This window comes from Kitasatospora paranensis, from assembly GCF_039544005.1.
Classification (GTDB): domain Bacteria; phylum Actinomycetota; class Actinomycetes; order Streptomycetales; family Streptomycetaceae; genus Kitasatospora; species Kitasatospora paranensis.
Genome location: NZ_BAABKV010000001.1, coordinates 3,273,238 through 3,292,029 on the forward strand (window position 1 = coordinate 3,273,238; position 18,792 = coordinate 3,292,029).

Consider the following 18,792-nt stretch of genomic DNA (forward strand, 5'->3'; position numbering starts at 1 on the left):
CGTGCGGAAGGGGCGCGCCCGCTCGGCGGGTGCGCCCCTTCGGTGCCCGACCTTCGGTGCCGGATCGGGTGGTCGTGCGCTCAGTCCCAGGGATCGCCCTCGGCGGTCATGTCGGCGGCCGCGCGGCGGTCCTCGGCGCTCTGGTCGGCCTCGTGCTGGGCGTCCATCCGGGTCTTCTCGGCCGTGTCGCCGAATGCGTCGGCGGCTTCGTCGTGCGCGAGCGCCGACCGCTCGCCCGGGCTGACCAGGTCGTGCGCCTTGGCCCGGAACCTGTCGAAGATGCCCATGTCTCCTCCTTGCGTACGCATCCGGACGCTGGGCTTCCCTCACTGTCACACTACGCCGCCGGGCATGCCACCGGGGAGCACCCGCCGCGAGCGCTCCCCGGTGTTGTCGACCGCTGAACGGCATCACCCGGTCGGGTCAGCCGGAGATGCTGGGGGTGCCGGTCTCCAGGTGGCCGGTGAAGCGCTGGGACCAGGTGGTGTCGGAGTCGACGGTGACCGTGAAGTCGTACCAGCCGTTGGTGTACGCCACCGCGTTGAAGTAGTCGCTGGTGCTGCCGCCGGCCGGCACGGTGTATGTCCAGGGCCCGTCGGAGCGGTAGTTGGTGGAGGTGATGGTGAAGGTGACCGCGGTGGTGCCGGTGTTGGCGAGCTTGAACCAGACGGCCTGCTTGCCGGTGTCCGGCGCCGCGGCGTAGGAGACGGTGGCCGCGGCCGACTTGCCGGGCTTGGTGGCGTCGCCCTTGAAGCGGCGCAGGAAGCGGTTGGGGCCGATGACGCTGAGGTCGTAGGGGCCGTTGCCGTAGTTGGTGCCGCAGTTGAAGAAGTCGCTGGTGTTCGCGCCGGGGTCGAGGGTGTACTGCCAGGGGCCGCCGGTGCGGTAGGCGTTGGCGTAGGCGGCGAAGTGTGTGCCGGCGGTGCCCTGGTTGGCCATGGTGAGCCAGACCTTCATCACGCCGCCGGTGGCGAATTCCAGGTGGTCGAGGTTGGCGTTGGGCTGGTAGGGCAGGGCGCGGGCCGGGCGGGTGCCGGCCTCCTGCTGGGGCAGTTTGTTGTCGACGGGTGCGGGGTTGGGCAGCGGGCCGCAGGCGGACAGGCCGATGGTGGCGGAGGTGTCGGGCAGCGCGGGCAGTCCGTAGACCGGGTTGGCGAAGTCGAACATGCCGGTGAGGTCGCCGCAGACCTTGCGGCGCCAGGCGGAGATGTTGACGCAGTTGGCGGGCTTGCCCAGGGCGGCCGTCCAGCGCTCCAGGAAGCGCAGGACGGAGGTGTGGTCACAGACCTCGGAGCTGACCCAGCCGCCGCGGGTCCAGGGGGAGACGGCGATCAGCGGGACGCGGAAGCCGAGGCCGATGTTGGTGCCGTTGTAGAACTCGCCCGCGGTGCCGGCCGGGGCGGCGGGCGGCGGGACGTGGTCGAAGAAGCCGTCGTTCTCGTCGTAGTTGAGGAACAGCACGGTGGAGTTGAAGACGTCCGTGTCCGCGTTGAGGGCGTCCATCACCATGTGGACGAAGTGCGCGCCGTCGGCCGGGGTGGCGTAGGGGTGTTCGGAGGAGGCCTGGTCGGCGACGATCCAGGAGACCTGGGGCAGGGTGCCGGCGAGGACGTCGGCGCGGATCGCGGCGGCGATGTCGTCCGGGGTGCGGCCGGTGGTCTTCGGCACCGAGCCCATGCCCTTGACGGCGAGGGCGCTGCCGGCCGGGGCCGAGGCGAACTGGGTGAAGTAAGCGAGCGCGTTGTCGCCGTAGTTGTCGGCGGCGTTCTGGTACACCTTCCAGCTGACCCCGGCGTTCTCGAGGGCTTCGGCGTAGGTCTGCCAGCGCAGGCCGGACTCGTCGCCGCCGTCGTAGGCGGGGCCGCCCGCGGTGCCGGCCGGGTCGATCATGCCGGACCAGTGGTAGGTGCGGTTGGGGCCGGTCGCGGACAGCACCGAGCAGAAGTAGGCGTCGTTGACCGTCCAGTTGTCGGCCAGCGCGTAGTGGAACGGGATGTCCGCGCGGGTCAGGTAGCCCAGCGTGCGGACGTTGCCCTTGGCGGCGACCCAGGAGTCGAGCTTGCCGCCGTTCCACGCCTTGTGCTGGTCCGACCAGGCGTGCGACAGGTCGCCGTTGCACTGCGCCAGGCGCTCGGCGTCGGCGCCGCCGGCCGGCTTCGTCGCGGAGAACTGCCACGGGTACTGCCGGCCCAGCCCGTTCGGCTGGTTGAACACGCTGTAACCGCCGGCGACCTGGATCGCGCTGCGGTCCGCGAAGCCGCGCACGCCCTTCAGCATCCCGAAGTAGTGGTCGAAGCTGCGGTTCTCCTGCATCAGGATCACGACGTGCCGGGCATCGGCCAGCGTGCCCGTGGTGCTCAGGTTCGCCGCCACCGCCGCCTGCGCGTCACCGCCACCGACCGCGGCACCCGCCACCGCGGCCCCCGCCGCGGCACTCGCCGACAGCGCCATGAACTTCCTACGACTCAGCTCAGCCATCGGGCCGCCGTCCCTTCGGTGATGTTGTATGAACACGTTGCCCGGAGACCGGACGCGGAGAATCGTCACGCACCGAAGGGCGGCATGGCCATGGCCGGGAGGGAACTTTGACGGACTGTTCGCCGCCGCGTCGTCCGGCGACCACCCGGTGAACGGCGATAGCGTGGGCGGTATGCGCATCGTCATCGCCGGAGGACACGGCCAGATCGCCCTGCACCTGGAACAGCTGCTCGCCGACCGCGGGGACCGGCCCGTGGGGCTGATCCGGCGGGCCGAACACGCCGAGGACCTGCGCCGCCGCGGCGCCGAACCGGTCGAGTTCGACCTGGAGGCCGGGACGGCCGAGGCCCTGGCCGCCGTGCTGGCCGGAGCGGACGCGGTGGTGTTCGCGGCGGGCGCCGGCCCCGGCAGCGGCGCCGCCCGCAAGGACACCGTGGACCGCGGCGCGGCCGTGCTGCTCGCGGACGCGGCGGAACTCGCCGGGGTGCGGCGGTACGTGATGATCTCCGCGATGGGCGCGGACGCCTCGGCCGCGGACGGTGCGGACCCGGTGTTCGGCGCCTACCTGCGGGCCAAGGGCGCGGCCGACGACGACCTGCGGGCCCGGGCCGGCCTCGACTGGACAGTGCTGCGGCCCGGCCGGCTCACCGACGACCCGGCCACCGGCCTCGTCCGGCTCGCCGAGCGCACCGGCCGCGGCGCCGTCCCGCGGGCCGACGTCGCGGGAGTCCTCGCCGCGCTGCTCGCCGAGCCGGCCCCTGCCGTGCGGCGGACCCTGGACCTCGTCTCCGGCGAGCAGCCGGTCGCCGAAGCCGTGGCCGGCCTGGTCAGTCCTTGACGGTGATGCCCAGGGCGTGCGCGAACTGTGGGGCGAGCTCGAACAGCTGACCGGTGTTCAGGATCGCCCCGGACAGGCCCTGGTGGCCGTCGGGCAGGCCGAGCCGGACGGCGCCGCGCAGATCGACCTTCTCCATCCGGGCGCCGCCGAAGCGCACCCTCCAGGGTGCAGCCCGGCACCGTGACCTCGGTCAGCTTCGCGCCGCCGAAGTCCACGTCGCGCAGCAGGCAGTCCTCGAACACCACGTCGCGCAGCACCGCGCCGCGCAGGTTGACCGACTCCAGCTTGCAGCCGCGCAGCACCGTCCGCCGCAGCTGCGCGCCGTACCAGGACACCCCGGCGAGCACCGAGCCGAGCAGCACCGCGTCCTGCCACTCGCTGTCGACGAGTTCGGTGCCGACCAGCCGGCCGCCCTGCAGCCAGACCTCGTTCCAGCGGGAGGTGCGCAGGGCGGCGCCGGACAGCTCGACCCCGGTGAAGGCACACTCCAGGAAGCCCGCCCCGCCGGCCTGTCCGGTGTACTCACCGCCGTCGAAGTGCACCGTGTCGTAGCGGGCGTCGCGGCGCAGCGGGCCGGTGTGCGGCCGCAGCAGCGCAGCGTAGGGGAGGTCGGCGAGCTGCTCGGGGACGACGGGCATGGCGGGGCCGTTCTGTGCGGGCGGTCGGCGCCGCTCCGCGCCGGCGGGGCGGCCCGGACCGCGGACGGGCTGCTGCGGCCATCGTCGCAGCCGGTACCGACAGGCGCCGGGCGCCGGCTCACGCCTCGCGGGTGTGCAGGACGATGCCGACCGCGACGGCCGCGGCGGTGACCAGCCCGGCGGCGAGCACCCCGTGGTCGCCCGCGGCGGTGCAGGCGAGCACGGCTGCGGAGGCGGCCGGCAGGACGGCCTGGGCGGCGCCGTGCTTGAGGTGGCGGGAGTGCAGCAGCCAGACCGTGAACAGGTAGAGCGCCGTCGGCACGGTGACCGCGGCGGCCGCGGCGGTGGCCGAGATGTGCGCGGGGCCGGCGGCCTGCTCCACGGCGACCTCCAGGCCGGCGCCGATCGCGGCCGCCGAACCGAGGACGAGGTAGTGGCCGTAGCCCCAGAGGAAGGCCACCCGGTTGGAGCGAAGGTGGTCGTGGATCGGTTCGGCGAAGTAGATCCACCAGGCCGCGAAGCAGATCAGCAGGCCGCCCGCCGCGATCGGCAGCAGTTCCCCGAGGGCGTCGTGCTCGTCGAGTGCGGTCTGGACGGCCAGGGTCGCCGCGGCGACCGTCTCGCCGAGCACGATCAGGGTGAACAGGCCGTAGCGCTCGGCGATGTGGTGCGGGTGCCAGGTGGTCTGGGCGGGGCGCTCGGCGATCACCGGCACCGACAGTTCGGCGAGGATGCCGAGCGGCAGCAGGTAGGGGTAGGCCTCGTGCGGCACGAGCAGCAGGAGCACCCAGCCGACCTGGCAGAGCACGATGCCCAGGGCGTAGCGCAGTGCCACCGTGCGGGCGGGGCCCTGTTCGCAGGCGGCGGCGCGCAGCCACTGGGTGACCATGGCGAGGCGCATCACCACGTAGCCGACCACGCTGAGCACGAGGTCGTGCTGGTCGAACATGCGCGGCACGCCGGCGGCCAGGATCAGCACGCCGGTGATCTGGACGAGGGTGGTGAGCCGGTACGGGACGTCGTCCACGTCGTAGGCGGAGGCGAACCAGCTGAAGTTCATCCAGGCCCACCAGATGGCGAAGAAGACGAACGCGTAGCCGTAGAGGCCGGCTGCGATGCGGTCCGTGGCGAGGTCGTGGGCGAGTTGGCGGCCGGCCTGGGCGACCGCCACCACGAAGCAGAGGTCGAAGAAGAGTTCGAGCGGGGTGGCGGTGCGGTGCGGCTCGTCCCGGCTGCGCGGGGCCATCCGCCGGACCGGCCGGTGGTGCCGGAGGTGGGCCTGGGGCCGGGCCTGGGGGTCGGCCGGTTCGCCGGTCATGGGGTCGCCTTCGCAGGGGAGTCGGGCCGTCTCACCGGCCGATCCTGGCACCCCGGCCGCACCGGCGCACGCACCGAGGCCTTCTCCTTCGGATCCTGCCGGGCGCGCGCCGGGATCCGAAGGAGAAGGCCCGGGCCGCCAGGGGTTGCGGTGCGGTGCCGGGCCCGGCCGCGGGCACCGCACGCTGCGGCGCTGCGTCAGCCGGGAGTTGACGGATCAGTGCGCGAACCGGGTGACAACGCCCCGGGATACGGCGTGTGACCGGCGAGATGTCCCGCCCGCCCGGATCCTCCGGCTAGATTCCCTCCCGAGTGGAACGACGACATGGGCGGTCTGCGGGCAACGCGGAAGGTCAAGGTGAGGGCGGACACACCGGGGCGGGGGCTCTCCGCACTGCCCCGGTGTGTCCGCCCGACAGCCTCGTGATCACCGCGCTGCCTGCCGGCGCGCTGCCGGCCCCGACCGCCGTGCGGCGGCCGGCCCCTACTTCTGCCAGCCGACCTTGGTGATGTCGGTGTCGGCGAGACTTCCCGCCCCGTAGTTGGCCAGGCCCTTGCGGACGGCGACGATGCTCGGCCGCTGGTAGAGCTCGACGGTGTGGCCGAGCTCCCAGATCTTCGCGTCGGCCTGGTTGTAGAGCTTGGCCGCCTCGACCGGGTCGATGGTGCCGGCGGCCTTGCGCAGCAGCGTGTCGATCTCCGGGGTGGACAGCTTGGAGAAGTTGCCGAACACATTGTCGCCCTGCGGGGCACGGAAGTTGGCCACGCCCTTGGAGAGCGGGAAGGAGCCGGTGTTGCGCCAGCTCGCCAGGTCGAAGCGCCCCTGGTTGATGTACTTGGTGAAGTACTCCTTGCTGGCCACCTTGTCGACGGTGAGCTTCACGCCGATCTGCTGCAGCATGGCCTGGACGGCCGCGGCGAGGTCGAGCTGGGTCTGCGCGGAGCCGTCGCTGACCACGTAGTGCAGGTCGAGCGGGACACCGCCCTTGGTGCGGACGCCGTTCCCGCCGTCACGCCAACCCGCCTGCTCCAGCAGCTGCTTGGCGGCGGCCGGGTCGAAGGTCGCCCAACTGCCCGAGTTGTCCTGGTAGCCGGTCTGGTTGGTCATGAACAGGTGGTTGCCGAGCGGCTTGAACTGCACCGGCACGCCCTGGTTGGCGATCTTGATCAGGGCGGCGCGGTCCAGTGCCCGCCCGAGCGCCTGGCGGACGGGCTGCTCGGCGAGCGGGCCGTTGCCGCCGAACGAGATGTGCACCTCGTCCCACGGGGTGCCCGTCCGGATCACGCCGTCCTTGGCCTCCTTGAGCTGCCCGTACGCCGCGGCGGTGCCGGCCGAGGCGAAGTCCACCTCGTTGTTGAGGAAGGCCTGGGTGATCGCCGGGGTGGCCAGCACCCGGTAGGTGATCCGGTCCAGCTTGGGCTTTGGCCCCCACCAGTCGGGGTTGGGCACCAGGGTGATCGTCTGCGCGGTCTTGTCCAGCACGCCCGGCTTGAACGGGCCGCCCCAGACCGGGATCTTCTCCACCCAGGACTGGTTGAACGCGTCCGGGGTGGCGAGCCCGGAGGCCGGCAGCAGCGGGTTGAACAGATTCTGCCAGTCCGCGTACGGCTCGGCGAAGACCACCTTCACCTCGGTCGGGTCGGCGCCCTGCTCGACCGAGGAGATCTGCTCGTACCCGGAGGAGTCGGCCGGGTTGTAGGCCGGGTCCTTCCCGTTCGAGGCCTGCCAGACGGCCTTGAAGTCCTGGTAGCCGATCGGCTTTCCGTCGGACCAGTGGGCCTTCGGGTTCAGCTTGTAGGTCACCGTCTGCGGCGCTGTGGAGGTGACCCGGGCGGAGATCAGGTACTCGGGCACCGGGTGGAAGACGCCCTTGGCGTCCGACCGGAAGATCTTGGCCTCGACGTACCCCATGATCTCGACCGCGTCCCCGTAGGTGCCGTCGACCTGGTACGGGTTCCACTGGGTGATCCACTGCTGGAGCGGTGGCCGGAACTCGCCGCCGTCCTTGACGTTCTCCGCCGGCTGCGGATTGTCGTCCTCGGCGTCCAGGGTCGGCACCACCGTCCGGCCGGCGTCCGCGGACCCCCGCCGGAGGAGGAGCAGCCCGTGAGGACGAGGGCGAGCGCGGCGAGGAGCGCGGCGCCGGCCCGGAGCGGGATGCGGCGGTCGGCGGGCGGTGCGTCCATGAGGATCCCCGATGGTGTCGAAGAGGCGAGGGCCGCCAGGTGTGGCGGGGCTTGAGCGCGGGCAGTCAAGTCGATGCCCGGCGAGCAGGACCGTAACAGCCCATCAACTCCCCCACCAGAGGTCGGTGTTCACATCTGATCGAAAAGAAACAGGCCGCAATGCGGCCGCAACACGCCCTCAAGACCTGACTGGTTCACTCTGACCTGCCGCTTCTCCGACCCCGGCCCGGAGCGGCCCCCGCACACCCCGCCGACCGGCGACCCGCCGGCCCCCGACGGGCGTGCGCGAAGCTGCGCCCTCCACCCCACGAGCGAAAGCCCACGACCATGTCGACCCGGTATGCGAACCGACCGCCCGGCGGTGCGCCGTGATCCGCTATCTCTCGAAACGGCTCGGCTACTACGCCGTGCTGCTGGTGGCGGCGGTCTTCCTCGCGTACGCGCTGTCCTGCGCCGCCCTCGGCCCGCGCAGCTACTTCGAGGCCAAACAGCCGCGCCCGTCCGCCGCTTCGGTCGACCGCCAGCTCACCGCGCTCAACCTCAACGACCGCACCCCCGTCGTGGAACGCTTCGCCACCTGGGCCGGCGGCCTGCTGCTGCACGGCGATCTCGGCCGGACCATCCACGACACCTCCGTCAACGACGAGTTCGGGCGGCGGATCTGGGTCTCGCTGCGGCTGCTGCTGCTCGGCAGCCTGCTCGGCGCGGCCCTCGGGGTCGCCGCCGGGGCCTGGAGCGCGGTGCGCCAGTACCGGATCTCCGACCGGGCGCTGACCCTGCTCTCGTTCGTGCTGCTGTCGACGCCGGTGTTCCTGGTGGCCCTGCTGCTGAAGAACGGCGCGATCGCCCTCAAGGACGCGGCCGGGCACGAGGTCGTCCCGTTCACCGGCTACGAGACCCCGGGGCTGGCCGGCGGACCGGGCGCCCACCTCGCCGACTGGGCGCTGCACCTGCTGCTGCCCACCACCGCGCTCGCCCTCGGCGGCCTCGCCACCTACAGCCGCTACCAGCGCGCCACCATGCTCGACGTGCTCGGCTCCGACTTCCTGCGCACCGCCCGGGCCAAGGGGCTGACCCGCCGGCAGGCCCTCGTCCGGCACGGACTGCGCACGGCCGTCATCCCGATGTCGACCCTGTTCGCCTACTCCTTCCTCGGCATCCTCACCGGCGCCGCCTTCACCGAGACGATCTTCGGCTGGCACGGCATGGGCGAGTGGTTCATCGTCGCCGTCCAGGAGCAGGACGTGAACTCGGTGGTCGCCGTCAACCTGTTCGCCGCCGTGGTCGTGCTCGCCGCCGGATTCCTGGCCGACGCACTGCTGGCCGCGCTGGACCCCCGGGTCCGGCAGTGAGGAGACCCGCCGTGACCGCCGCCGCGCCGCCGCCCGCCCCCGGGGCGGCAGCTCCGCCCGCCGCCGGGAGCGCTCCGCCTGCCGAGCTCCGCGCCCCGGCCGGCCGGGCCCGCATCGTCCTGACCCGGCTGGCATCCGCCCGCGGCGCCGTGGCCGGGGCCGTGATCGTCCTGCTGCTGGTCGCCCTCGCCTTCCTCACCCCGCTGGTCCTGCACCTCGACTACGCCACGCCCGACTACGGCGCCCTGCGCCGGCCCCCTCCGCCGCGCACTGGTTCGGCACCAACGGGCTCGGGCAGGACGTCTTCGCGCAGACCGTCCGGGGCCTCCAGAAGTCCCTGGTCATCGGCCTCCTGGTCGCGCTCCTCTCCACCGGCCTGGCCTCACTGGTGGGCGCCTGCGCCGGCTACTTCGGCGGCTGGACGGACCGGGCCCTGATGTTCCTGGTCGACCTGCTGCTGGTCTTCCCGAGCTTCCTGATCATCAGCATCGTCTCGCCCGGGCTCAAGGGGTCAGGCTGGCTGGTCTTCGTCCTGCTGCTGGCGCTGTTCAACTGGATGGTCACGGCCCGGGTGGTCCGCTCCATGACCATGTCGCTGCGCGAGCGCGAATTCGTCCGGGCCGCGCAGTACATGGGCGTCCGGCCGTTCACGATCATCCTGCGGCACATCCTGCCCAACGTCTCCTCCTTCCTGATCATCGACGCCACCATCGCCGTCGGCGGTGCGGTGATGAGCGAGGCCGCCCTCTCGTACTTCGGGTTCGGCGTCCGGCCGCCCGACGTCTCGCTCGGCACGCTGCTCGCCGCCGGCACCGACCAGGCCCCCGTCTTCCCCTGGCTGTTCTACTTCGCCGCCGCGCTGCTGGTGCTCTTCGTCCTCGCCGTCAACCTGATCGGCGACGGACTGCGCGACGCCCTCGACCCCACCACCGCCCGGAGCACCAGGTGACCGCCCTGCCGCCCGACCCCGCACCGACCCGCGACCCCGCGCCGCACGACGGCGGCCCGCACCGCACCACCGTCCCGCTGCTCGACGTCAGCGGCCTGGAGGTCGGCTTCGGCGGCGCCGCCGCCGTCCGCGGCATCGACCTGCGGCTCGACCGCGGCGAGACCCTCGGGATCGTCGGCGAGTCCGGCTCCGGCAAGTCGCTCACCGCGCTGGCCGTCCTCGGCCTGCTCCCGGACGGCGCCACCGTGCGCGGCTCCGTCCGGCTCGACGGCCGGGAACTCGTCGGGCTGCGCGACCGCGAACTCGCCCGGATCCGCGGCCGCAAGGTCGCCATGGTCTTCCAGGACCCGCTCACCGCCTTCACCCCCGTCCACCGGATCGGCGACCAGATCATCGAGGCCGTCCGCATCCACCGCCGCGACCTCGGCCGCACGGCCGCCCGTCGCCGCGCCGCCGACCTCCTCGACCTGGTCGGCATCCCGGCACCCGACCGGGCCCTGGACCGCTTCCCGCACGAGTTCTCCGGCGGCATGCGGCAGCGCGCGATGATCGCCATGGCCGTCGCCCACGACCCCGACGTCCTGCTCGCCGACGAACCCACCACGGCCCTGGACGTGACCATCCAGGCCCAGGTCCTGGACGTGCTGCGCACCGCGCAGCGGGAGACCGGCGCCGCCCTCGTCCTGGTCAGCCACGACCTCGGCGTCATCGCCGGCACCGCCGACCGGGTCGCCGTGATGTACGCGGGCCGGATCGTCGAGACCGCGCCCGTCGACGACCTGTTCGCCCGGCCGCGGCACCCCTACACCCTGGGGCTCATCGGCGCCGTGCCCCGGCTGGACGGACGCGGCGGCCCGCTGGTGCCGATCCCCGGCCGGCCCCCGGCCCCCGGCGAGACGCTGCCGGGCTGCCGTTTCGCACCGCGCTGCCCGCTCGCCGAGGAGCGCTGCCGGACGGCGGAACCCCCGCTCACCGGACCCCCGCCCACCGGCCCTGCCCCGGCGACGGCCGCCCCGGGGCAGCAGGACGGCCACCGGCACCTCGCCGCCTGTGTCCGCGCCGCGGAGCTCGCCGAGCGCGGACCGGCCCCGCACGAGGTGTACCCGGTGCCGCCCGTCCCCGGGCGCGCCGCCCCGACCGCGGGCAGCGCCGAACCGCGCCCCGTGCTGCGGGTCCGCGGCCTGGTGAAGACCTTCCCCGTCCTCAAGGGCTCCGTCTTCCGACGGCACTCGGGCGACGTCCACGCGGTGGACGGCGTCGACCTCGACCTGCGGGAGGGCGAGACGCTCGGCCTGGTCGGCGAGTCCGGCTCCGGCAAGTCCACCACCCTGTTCGAACTGCTGCGCCTGGCCGCGCCCCAGGCCGGCACCGTCGAGGTGCTCGGCCACGACACCGCCGCCCTGGACCGGGCCGCCGCCCACCGGCTGCGCGCCGAACTCCAGATCGTCTTCCAGGACCCGATGGCCAGCCTCGACCCGCGGATGCCGGTCGGCGACATCGTGGCCGAGCCCCTGCGCGCCCAGCGGGCCGCCCGCGAAACAGTGGCCCGCCGCGTCCCCGAGCTGCTCCGGCAGGTCGGGCTGGAGGCCGCCCACGCCGCCCGGTTCCCGCACGAGTTCTCCGGCGGCCAGCGACAGCGGATCTCGATCGCCCGCGCGCTGGCCGTGGAACCGCGGCTGCTCGTCCTCGACGAGCCGGTGTCCGCCCTCGACGTGTCCGTCCAGGCCGGCATCCTCAACCTGCTGCAGCGGCTGAAGACGGACCTCGGCCTCGCCTACCTCTTCGTCTCGCACGACCTCTCGGTGATCCGGCACCTGGCCGACCGGGTGAGCGTGATGTACCTGGGCCGGACGGTGGAGTCGGGCGGGGTGCGCGAGGTGTTCGAAACGCCCGCCCACCCCTACACCCGGGCCCTGCTGTCCGCCGTCCCGCTGCCCGACCCGGCCGCCGAACGGTCCCGCCGCCGGATCCTGCTGGCCGGCGACCCGCCCTCCCCCACCGAACGCCCGGCGGGCTGCGCCTTCCGCGGCCGCTGCCCGCTGTACGCCGGCCTGGCGGCCGGGCAACGGTACCGCTGCGAGGAGGAGGCGCCGCTGCTCACGGCCACCCGCCCGGCCGGCGGCCCGGACCGCACGGACCAGGCGGTCGCCTGCCACCACCCCGGCTGACCGGCACCCGGCCGACCACAACCTGGGCTGACCACCGGGCCGGCCTTCCCGGCGTTGCGTGACCGGCCGGTCACGATTTCCGCGATCCGCACGGCGGCGTGTAATGTTCTGCTGGTCAGCAGGCGCCGCTAGCTCAGTTGGTTAGAGCAGCTGACTCTTAATCAGCGGGTCCGGGGTTCGAGTCCCTGGCGGCGCACAGACGGTCGAAGGCCCCTCGCGAAAGCGGGGGCCTTCGACGTTCCACCAGCCTCGCGCGTGGCCCCACCCGACCCGCGCACGGGCACCCCCGCGGACCGTGTATTGTTTTCCACGTCAGCAGGCGCCGCTAGCTCAGTTGGTTAGAGCAGCTGACTCTTAATCAGCGGGTCCGGGGTTCGAGTCCCTGGCGGCGCACAGACGGTCGAAGGCCCCTCGCGGAAGCGGGGGCCTTCGACGTTCCCCGACCACGGGCCACCCCGTGGCCGGGCCGGTCAGCGGCGCAGCAGCCGGGCGAGCGAGTCCTTCGTCGCCGCGGTGAAGGACTCGCGTTCCGCGTCCTCCAGCAGGTCCAGCGACAGGTACGGGTTGAGGTCCTCCAGTTCGACGAGGAGCAGGTCGCCCTCGGGGGTGCGGCAGGCGTCGACCCGCTGGATCCCGTGGTCGATCGTGTTCCAGTCGACGAACAGCTGGGCGAAGGCGAGGTCCTCGCGGCTCGGCCGGTAGGGCCGGAGTTCCCAGCGGCGGTCCGGTTCGGGTGCGTGGAGCGCGTAGTGGAACTCCCGGTCGACGAAGTAGAAGGACACCTCGTACCGGAAGTCGATGCGCGGCTGGACGAGCACGTCGCCGGTGGCGCAGGCGTCGGCGAGCCGTTCGGGGCCGACGAACTCCAGGCCGATCGAGTCGGCGCCGAGGCGGGGCTTGACCACGTACTGGGGCGCGGCCGGCAGGCGGTGCAGCTCCTCGGGCCGGCCGGCCGTCGGTATCACCGGGCGCCCCGCCGCGGACAGGTCGAGCAGGTACTGCTTGCCGGCCATGTCCGCACGGCCGGTCAGCTCGTTGAACACCGGGGTGCCGCGCCGCAGCGCCTCGGCCCGGAACTCCTCGTACTGCTCCTGGTAGTGCAGGACCGGGCCGCTGTTGCGGACCACGACGCCGTCGAAGGAGTCCATCAGGCCGACCGCATCCAGCGGGTGGCAGAGGGCGATGGCGAAGTCGGTGCGCAGCGCCGCGGACAGCTGGACGTCCTCGTCGCCGTAACGCCGGCCGCGGGCCGGATAGGTGAGGTCGGTCACGTACAGGATGCTCGGGCGGGCCATGGTGCTCCTCGTGCTGCGGTCCGGGCACCCTACCCGCGGACGGGTCGGGGGCGTAAGCGCCGGGGCGGCCCGCGGGGGCGGCCTGCGGAGGTGGTCCGAGCTGGCGCCTGCGGGGGCAGCCCGTGTTGCGGTGGTGAGGACGTAAAGGAGCGGTAGGGAAATATGGGACATAAGTCCCTAACATCTGACAAGTCGATCAGGCAGGGTGGGACGGTCCATGCCGTCCAACGCGTGAGCAACCGTTACGGGGCTCGCAGGAAGGGTCTTCCGGTGCCCCGTACTCCGCAGCAGACCGGCCCGCACACTCCCCGCCGGCCACCGGCCGTTCCGCGGCGCGCCGACGCACCGGATGGCGGCGGCTGCTGCCGACCTGGCGGATGACCCTGGTGGGATCGGTGGCCGTGATCGTGCTCACCGCCGGGCTGTTCGCCGCGGGCCTGACGATGGTCAAGGTGCCCGACGCGCACGCCGCCGCGATCGCACAGAGCAACACCTGGCGCTACCAGGACGGCACGCTGATCGCCCGGACCGGCCAGACCAACCGTCAGATCGTCCCGCTGGACAAGATCTCGCCCGCGGCGCAGCACGCCGCACTGGCGGCCGAGGACCGGAACTTCTACCACGAGGGCGCGGTCAACCCGCAGGGCCTGGCCCGCGCGGCATTCAACACCGCCACCGGCAAGAGCACCCAGGGCGGCTCGACGATCACCCAGCAGTACGTCAAGAACACCTACCTCAGCCAGAAGCAGTCCGTCACCCGCAAGGTGAAGGAGTTGTTCATCGCGATCAAGGTGGACGCGACGGAGAGCAAGGACGACGTCCTCGCCGGGTATCTGAACACCTCCTACTACGGCCGCGGTGCCTACGGCATCGAGGCCGCCGCCCAGGCCTACTTCGGCATCGACGCGGACCGGCTGAACGCGGCCCAGGGCGCCTACCTCGCCGCGCTGCTCAACGCGCCGAGCGCGTACGACGTCTCGACCGCGACGCCGCAGGGCAAGCAGAACGCCGTCAACCGGTGGAACTACGTGCTGGACGGCATGGTCCAGCAGAAGTGGCTCTCCGCGGCCGACCGCGCCTCCACCGCCTTCCCCGACGTCCAGCAGCCCAAGAGCGCCCCGGGGCTGTCCGGCCAGGCCGGCTACCTGGTCGCCGCCGCCACCGATTACCTCACCTCGCAGCACGTCCTCAGCGACGCCCAGCTCGCCCAGGGCGGCTACACGATCACGCTCACCGTCGACCCGACGCGCCAGCGGCAGCTCCAGGACGCCGTCCGCACCCAGCTCACCGACAACCTCGACCCGGCCAAGCGGAAGAAGGACGCCGCCGCCCAGGCCGGCGCGGTCTCCGTCGATCCGAAGACCGGCGAGGTCGTCGCCCTCTACGGCGGCAGCGACGCCACCCGGCACTGGATCGACAACGCGACCCGGCAGGACTACCAGGCCGGCTCCACGTTCAAGGCGATCGCCCTGGCCGCTGCCCTGAACAGCCGGGCAACCACCCAGTCCGGGCGGCAGATCACCGCGGACACCGTGTACGACGGCACCAGCGGGCGTCCGGTCCGGGGCGGCACCGGCGTGCCCTACGCCCCGCCGAACGAGGGCGGCAACGACTACGGGCAGATCACCCTGCAGCAGGCCACCGACTGGTCGGTGAACTCCGTCTATGCCCAGCTGGCCCAGGACACCGGGCTGGAGACCGTCCGGAAGACCGCCGTCGCGCTCGGACTGCCCGCCGACACCCCCGGGCTGGCGGCCATCCCGTCGATCCCGCTGGGCGCGGCCACACCGAGCGTGCTCCAGATGGCCGGGGTGTACGCGGCGCTCGACAACGACGGCAAGCACATCACGCCGTGGCTGGTGAAGTCGGTGCAGGCCGAGGGCGAGCAGGTGCCGCTGCCCGCGCACCCCGCCACCCAGGCCGTCAGCACCGAGGCGGCCCGGGCCACCACCGCGATCCTGCAGGGAGTCGTCTCCGACGCGGGCGGCACCGGCTACCGCGCCCAGGCCCTGAACCGCCCGGTCGCAGGCAAGACCGGCACCACCGACAACTCCCGGTCCGTCTGGTTCGTCGGCTACACGCCGGAGCTGGTCACCGCGGTCGGCCTGTTCGGCCAGGACCCGGCCTCCGGCGCACAGGTCACCCTGGACGGCGTCGGCGGCACCGGCTCCGCAGCCGGCGGGCGCTACCCCACGCAGATCTGGACGGCCTACATGAAGTCCGCCCTCGCCGGGCGGCCGGTCAGCGCCTTCACCGCACCCAAGCAGGCCCGTACCCAGCCGGCCGACCCGGCGCCGACGAGCAGCCCGACGGACGCGCCGTCGACCGCGCCCTCGACGGCCCCCGGTTCGGCGCCGAGCGACGGTGCCGACGCCGCGCAGCCCGACGGCCGACCCGGTGCAGCCGGGGGCGCCACCTCGGGGGCCGGTGCCGGTGCGACCGGCGGGACGAACGGGACCGGCGGCAGCGGGAGCGGTGGCGGCACCGGCAGTACGGGTGGATCCGGCGGTGGGGGCGGTGGCACCGGGAGCACCGGCGGCGGGCTCCTCGGCGGTACGGGCAGCGGGAGCGGGAGCGGCGGCGGTACAGGCGGCACCGGGGGTGGGTCCGGGTCCGGCGGGACGTCGGACGGGGCGAACCGGGCACCCGCGGCCGGCTAGGTCGGTGACCGGACAGGCCCGTGGCCGGGTAGCTCGGTGGCCGGACGGGTCGGTGGTCGAGTAGGTCGGCCGCCGCGCAGGTCGGTGACGAGGTGGCTCTGCGGTCGGATAGCTCGGTGGCCGGACAGGTCGGTGACCGGGCTGTTCTGTGATCGGAAAGGTCGGTGGCCAGGCAGCTCGGTGACCGAGCAAGTCGCTCTGCCGCCAGGCCGGGATGTCAGTGGGCGGCGTGGGGGCGACGGGGCCCCGGGGCCCCGGGGCCCCGCAAGGAGTGTGAGGACCATAGAGCGAGATGGCACCTTACCGAGTACGCCTGCGAACTGGCACAATGCCCCGGTGCGCAGCTCCACCTCCTCCCCCACTCGTGCCGCAGGCTCCCTCGGACTCACGCTGGCCCTCGTCTCCGCCTTCGCCTTCGGCGGTTCCGGCACCGCGGCCAAGCCGCTGATCGAGGCCGGTCTCTCGCCCCTCCACGTCGTATGGCTCCGCGTGACCGGCTCCGCCCTGGTCCTGCTCCCGCTGGCCTACCGCCACCGGGACGCCGTACGGCAGCGGCCCGGCCTGCTCCTCGGCTTCGGCCTGCTCGCCGTCGCCGGTGTGCAGGCGTGCTACTTCGCCTCGATCTCCCGGATTCCGGTCGGCGTCGCCCTGCTGATCGAATACCTCGGGCCGCCGCTGCTGCTCGGCTACGTCAAGTTCGTCCAGCGGCGTCCGGTGTCACGCGGTGCGGCGATCGGCGCGGCGGTGGCCGTCACCGGCCTGGCCTGCGTGGTCGAGGTGTGGAACGGGCTCGCCTTCGACACGCTCGGGGTCCTCTTCGGGCTGGGCGCCGCCGTCTGCCAGGTCGGCTACTTCGTCCTCGCCGACGCGGGCCGGCGTGGCGAGCGCCCGGTGGACCCGATCGCGGTCAGCGCCTACGGCCTGATCGTCGGTGCCGTCGTACTGACGGCCTTCACCCGGCCGTGGGAGGCCGACTGGAGCGTGCTCGGCGGTGCGGTGACCATGAACGGCCACAGCCTGCCCGCCCTGCTGCCGGCGGCCTGGATGGTCCTGGTGGCGACGGTGCTCGCGTACCTCACCGGTGTCGTCTCCGTGCAGTACCTGTCCCCGCCGGTGGCGGGCGTGGTCGCCAACCTGGAGGCCGTGGTCGCCACCGTGCTGGCCTGGGTGCTGCTCGGGGAGCACCTCGGCACTCCGCAGCTGATCGGCGGCCTGCTGGTGCTGGCAGGTGCCTTCGCCGCCCAGTCCAGCAAGCCGGCCCGGAAGCGCGCGCTCACGGACGTGGCGCCGGCGGATCCGTCCGTCGAGGCGTCCGTCGAGGCGTCCGTTCGTGCGGAACCGGCCGGCGCCGGTATGCGGACCGTGCCGGAGGCCTGAGCGGGACGGCGGTCCGCCGCCTCCGGGGGCTTCCGTCCCGGCGCCCGCCCATTCCGTTCGGAGCTTCCGGCCGGGGAGCGCGGGACCGACGGTCCGGTCAGCGGCCGGACCAGCCGAACCATCCGACGTGGCCGAGCGGCCAGACGACCGCGACGGCCGGTCCGACGACGTCCGCCACCGGCACGGCCCCGCCGCCGGGGCCGCTCCGGTGGTAGCGGGAGTCGGCCGAGTCGCTGCGGTGGTCGCCCTCCACCCAGAGGTAACCCTGAGGCACGACCACGGGGCCGAAGTCGAGGCCCGCGCAGGAGTCGTCGCCGGGGTGGAGGTAGGGCTCGGAGACCGGCCGCCCGTCCACCGTCAGCACCGTCCCGCTGCACCGCACCGTCTGGCCGCCGGTCGCGACGACCCGCTTCACCAGGTAGCCGGCGCCCTGCGGAGGCGCCAGGCCGACGAAGCTCATCACCGCCTCCACGGCTCCCGGCAACGCGCTCGCCGTCTGCGCCTCCGGCGGCAGCCAGCCGCCCGGGTCGCGGAAGACCACCGGCTCGCCGGGCTGCGGGTGCCAGCCGCTCAGGACGGCGAGTTTGTTCACCGCCACCCGGTCGTGGATGCGCAGCGTGTTCTCCATGGAGCCCGACGGGATGGTGAACACCTGGAACAGACAGGTCTTGATCACCAGCGCCATCACCAGCCCGACGGCGGCCATCACCGGCAGTTCCACCCACCACGGCCAACGGCGGCGCGCCCGGACGTTCGCGCGCCCGCGGGCACCTCGCGCACGCCGGGGCCCGGGGACAATCGCGGACGCGACGTCGTCAGCCGCACCGGCAGCCGAACCCGTACCCGGAGTCGCGCCGGCGACCGCACCTGCCGCGCCGGGGTCGTGGCCCGGGGGTGTGCGGGCAGCGGGAGTCCGGGGCCCGGAAGGCCGTCGTGCCTGGTCATCTGAAGTGCCACCTCTCCGTGCCCCGGCGGTCCGCGAACCCTGCTACCGGGAGGAACGGAGCCGATCGGAGGTCGGATCGACCGGTCGGTAGGAGATCTGCACGCTAGCGCGAGCCCGGCCCTCGGCGAAACCGATCCGGTCCGGGACGGGACGGGTCAGGCCCGGGGCGGGCCCGGTCCGGGACGGGTCAGGCGCGGGCGATCGCCTCGTGGTGCCTGATCACCTCGGCGATGATGAAGTTCAGGAACTTCTCGGCGAAGACCGGGTCCAGGTGGGCGCCGGCGGCAAGCTCACGCAGCCGTGCGATCTGCTCGCGCTCCCTGGTCGGGTCGGCGGGAGGGAGCTTGTGCTCGGCCTTCAGCCGGCCGACCCGCTGGGTGGCCTTGAAGCGCTCGGCCAGCATGTGGACGACTGCCGCATCGATGTTGTCGATGCTCTCGCGCAGGCTGGTCAGCTCGGCGCGCACCGTCTCGTCGATCCCCTCCATCGCTGCGGCGGCGGAGTTCGTGTGCTGATCGGTCATCGGGGATCGCTCCGGGGCTTGCTCGGCTGGACACGCCCGGGCAGTGCGGTAACCGGCTCGGGCC

Annotated in this window: 13 protein-coding genes, 2 tRNA genes and 2 pseudogenes; 8 read left to right on the forward strand and 9 right to left on the reverse strand. The window is 73.1% G+C overall.

Annotated elements, in window-relative coordinates; genetic code table 11:
• Positions 1–80: 80 nt before the first annotated feature.
• Both ABEB13_RS15840 and ABEB13_RS15845 read right to left on the reverse strand, forming a co-directional pair.
• Entirely contained in the window at positions 81–287 is a 207-nt protein-coding gene (locus tag ABEB13_RS15840) for a hypothetical protein (RefSeq protein WP_345706033.1), read from the reverse strand.
• A gap of 136 nt (positions 288–423) precedes the next feature.
• Positions 424–2,478 carry a phosphocholine-specific phospholipase C gene (locus ABEB13_RS15845; RefSeq protein ID WP_345706034.1) on the reverse strand — a complete coding sequence of 685 codons (2,055 nt, stop codon included), beginning with the start codon at positions 2,476–2,478 and terminating at the stop codon, positions 424–426.
• Positions 2,479–2,650: 172 nt separating this feature from the next.
• Between ABEB13_RS15845 and ABEB13_RS15850 the strand changes: the two genes are divergently transcribed.
• Positions 2,651–3,316, forward strand: a complete 666-nt coding sequence (locus ABEB13_RS15850; RefSeq protein WP_345706035.1) for an NAD(P)H-binding protein — start codon at positions 2,651–2,653, stop codon at positions 3,314–3,316.
• On the opposite strand, the gene ABEB13_RS15855 is transcribed toward ABEB13_RS15850, so the two are convergent.
• From ABEB13_RS15855 to ABEB13_RS15870, 4 genes and pseudogenes are all read right to left on the reverse strand, one after another.
• Positions 3,306–3,452 (reverse strand): hypothetical protein, encoded by a 147-nt coding sequence (locus tag ABEB13_RS15855; protein ID WP_345710008.1) that lies wholly within the window; start codon positions 3,450–3,452, stop codon positions 3,306–3,308. The two genes, ABEB13_RS15850 and ABEB13_RS15855, sit on opposite strands and share 11 nt — an antisense overlap.
• Before the next feature lie 64 nt (positions 3,453–3,516).
• A pseudogene (locus ABEB13_RS15860) lies at positions 3,517–3,954 on the reverse strand (pentapeptide repeat-containing protein); the annotation flags it as partial.
• Between the two features lie 118 nt (positions 3,955–4,072).
• Positions 4,073–5,272: a low temperature requirement protein A gene (locus tag ABEB13_RS15865; protein WP_345706036.1), complete on the reverse strand. Its 1,200-nt coding sequence runs from the start codon at positions 5,270–5,272 to the stop codon at positions 4,073–4,075.
• Between the two features lie 483 nt (positions 5,273–5,755).
• Positions 5,756–7,333, reverse strand: a complete 1,578-nt coding sequence (locus tag ABEB13_RS15870) for an ABC transporter family substrate-binding protein (RefSeq protein ID WP_345706037.1) — start codon at positions 7,331–7,333, stop codon at positions 5,756–5,758.
• Positions 7,334–7,826: 493 nt separating this feature from the next.
• On the opposite strand from ABEB13_RS15870, the gene ABEB13_RS15875 reads away from it, so the two are divergent.
• From ABEB13_RS15875 to ABEB13_RS15895, 5 genes and pseudogenes are all read left to right on the forward strand, one after another.
• Positions 7,827–8,810, forward strand: coding sequence for an ABC transporter permease (locus ABEB13_RS15875; protein WP_345706038.1), 984 nt, complete (start codon positions 7,827–7,829; stop codon positions 8,808–8,810).
• Positions 8,811–8,923: 113 nt separating this feature from the next.
• A pseudogene (locus tag ABEB13_RS15880) lies at positions 8,924–9,759 on the forward strand (ABC transporter permease).
• A 77-nt stretch (positions 9,760–9,836) separates the two neighbouring features.
• On the forward strand, positions 9,837–11,927 hold the full coding sequence (locus ABEB13_RS15885; protein ID WP_345709687.1) for a dipeptide ABC transporter ATP-binding protein: 2,091 nt from the start codon (positions 9,837–9,839) through the stop codon (positions 11,925–11,927).
• A 122-nt stretch (positions 11,928–12,049) separates the two neighbouring features.
• A tRNA-Lys gene (locus ABEB13_RS15890) sits at positions 12,050–12,123 on the forward strand.
• A gap of 123 nt (positions 12,124–12,246) precedes the next feature.
• Positions 12,247–12,320 (forward strand) — tRNA-Lys (locus ABEB13_RS15895).
• Between the two features lie 77 nt (positions 12,321–12,397).
• Here the strand turns inward: ABEB13_RS15895 and ABEB13_RS15900 are convergent.
• Positions 12,398–13,222 carry an ATP-grasp domain-containing protein gene (locus ABEB13_RS15900; RefSeq protein WP_345706039.1) on the reverse strand — a complete coding sequence of 275 codons (825 nt, stop codon included), beginning with the start codon at positions 13,220–13,222 and terminating at the stop codon, positions 12,398–12,400.
• Between the two features lie 377 nt (positions 13,223–13,599).
• Between ABEB13_RS15900 and ABEB13_RS15905 the strand changes: the two genes are divergently transcribed.
• Together ABEB13_RS15905 and ABEB13_RS15910 are read left to right on the forward strand one after the other, a co-directional pair.
• On the forward strand, positions 13,600–15,882 hold the full coding sequence (locus ABEB13_RS15905; protein WP_345706040.1) for a transglycosylase domain-containing protein: 2,283 nt from the start codon (positions 13,600–13,602) through the stop codon (positions 15,880–15,882).
• Between the two features lie 336 nt (positions 15,883–16,218).
• Positions 16,219–17,259, forward strand: a complete 1,041-nt coding sequence (locus tag ABEB13_RS15910) for an EamA family transporter (RefSeq protein ID WP_345706041.1) — start codon at positions 16,219–16,221, stop codon at positions 17,257–17,259.
• A gap of 97 nt (positions 17,260–17,356) precedes the next feature.
• On the opposite strand, the gene lepB is transcribed toward ABEB13_RS15910, so the two are convergent.
• Together lepB and ABEB13_RS15920 are read right to left on the reverse strand one after the other, a co-directional pair.
• The gene (gene lepB, locus ABEB13_RS15915) at positions 17,357–17,965 is read right to left on the reverse strand and encodes a signal peptidase I (protein WP_345709688.1); all 609 of its coding nucleotides are present in this window, start codon (positions 17,963–17,965) and stop codon (positions 17,357–17,359) included.
• A 427-nt stretch (positions 17,966–18,392) separates the two neighbouring features.
• Positions 18,393–18,728 (reverse strand): chorismate mutase, encoded by a 336-nt coding sequence (locus ABEB13_RS15920; RefSeq protein ID WP_198524096.1) that lies wholly within the window; start codon positions 18,726–18,728, stop codon positions 18,393–18,395.
• Positions 18,729–18,792 lie beyond the last annotated feature (64 nt).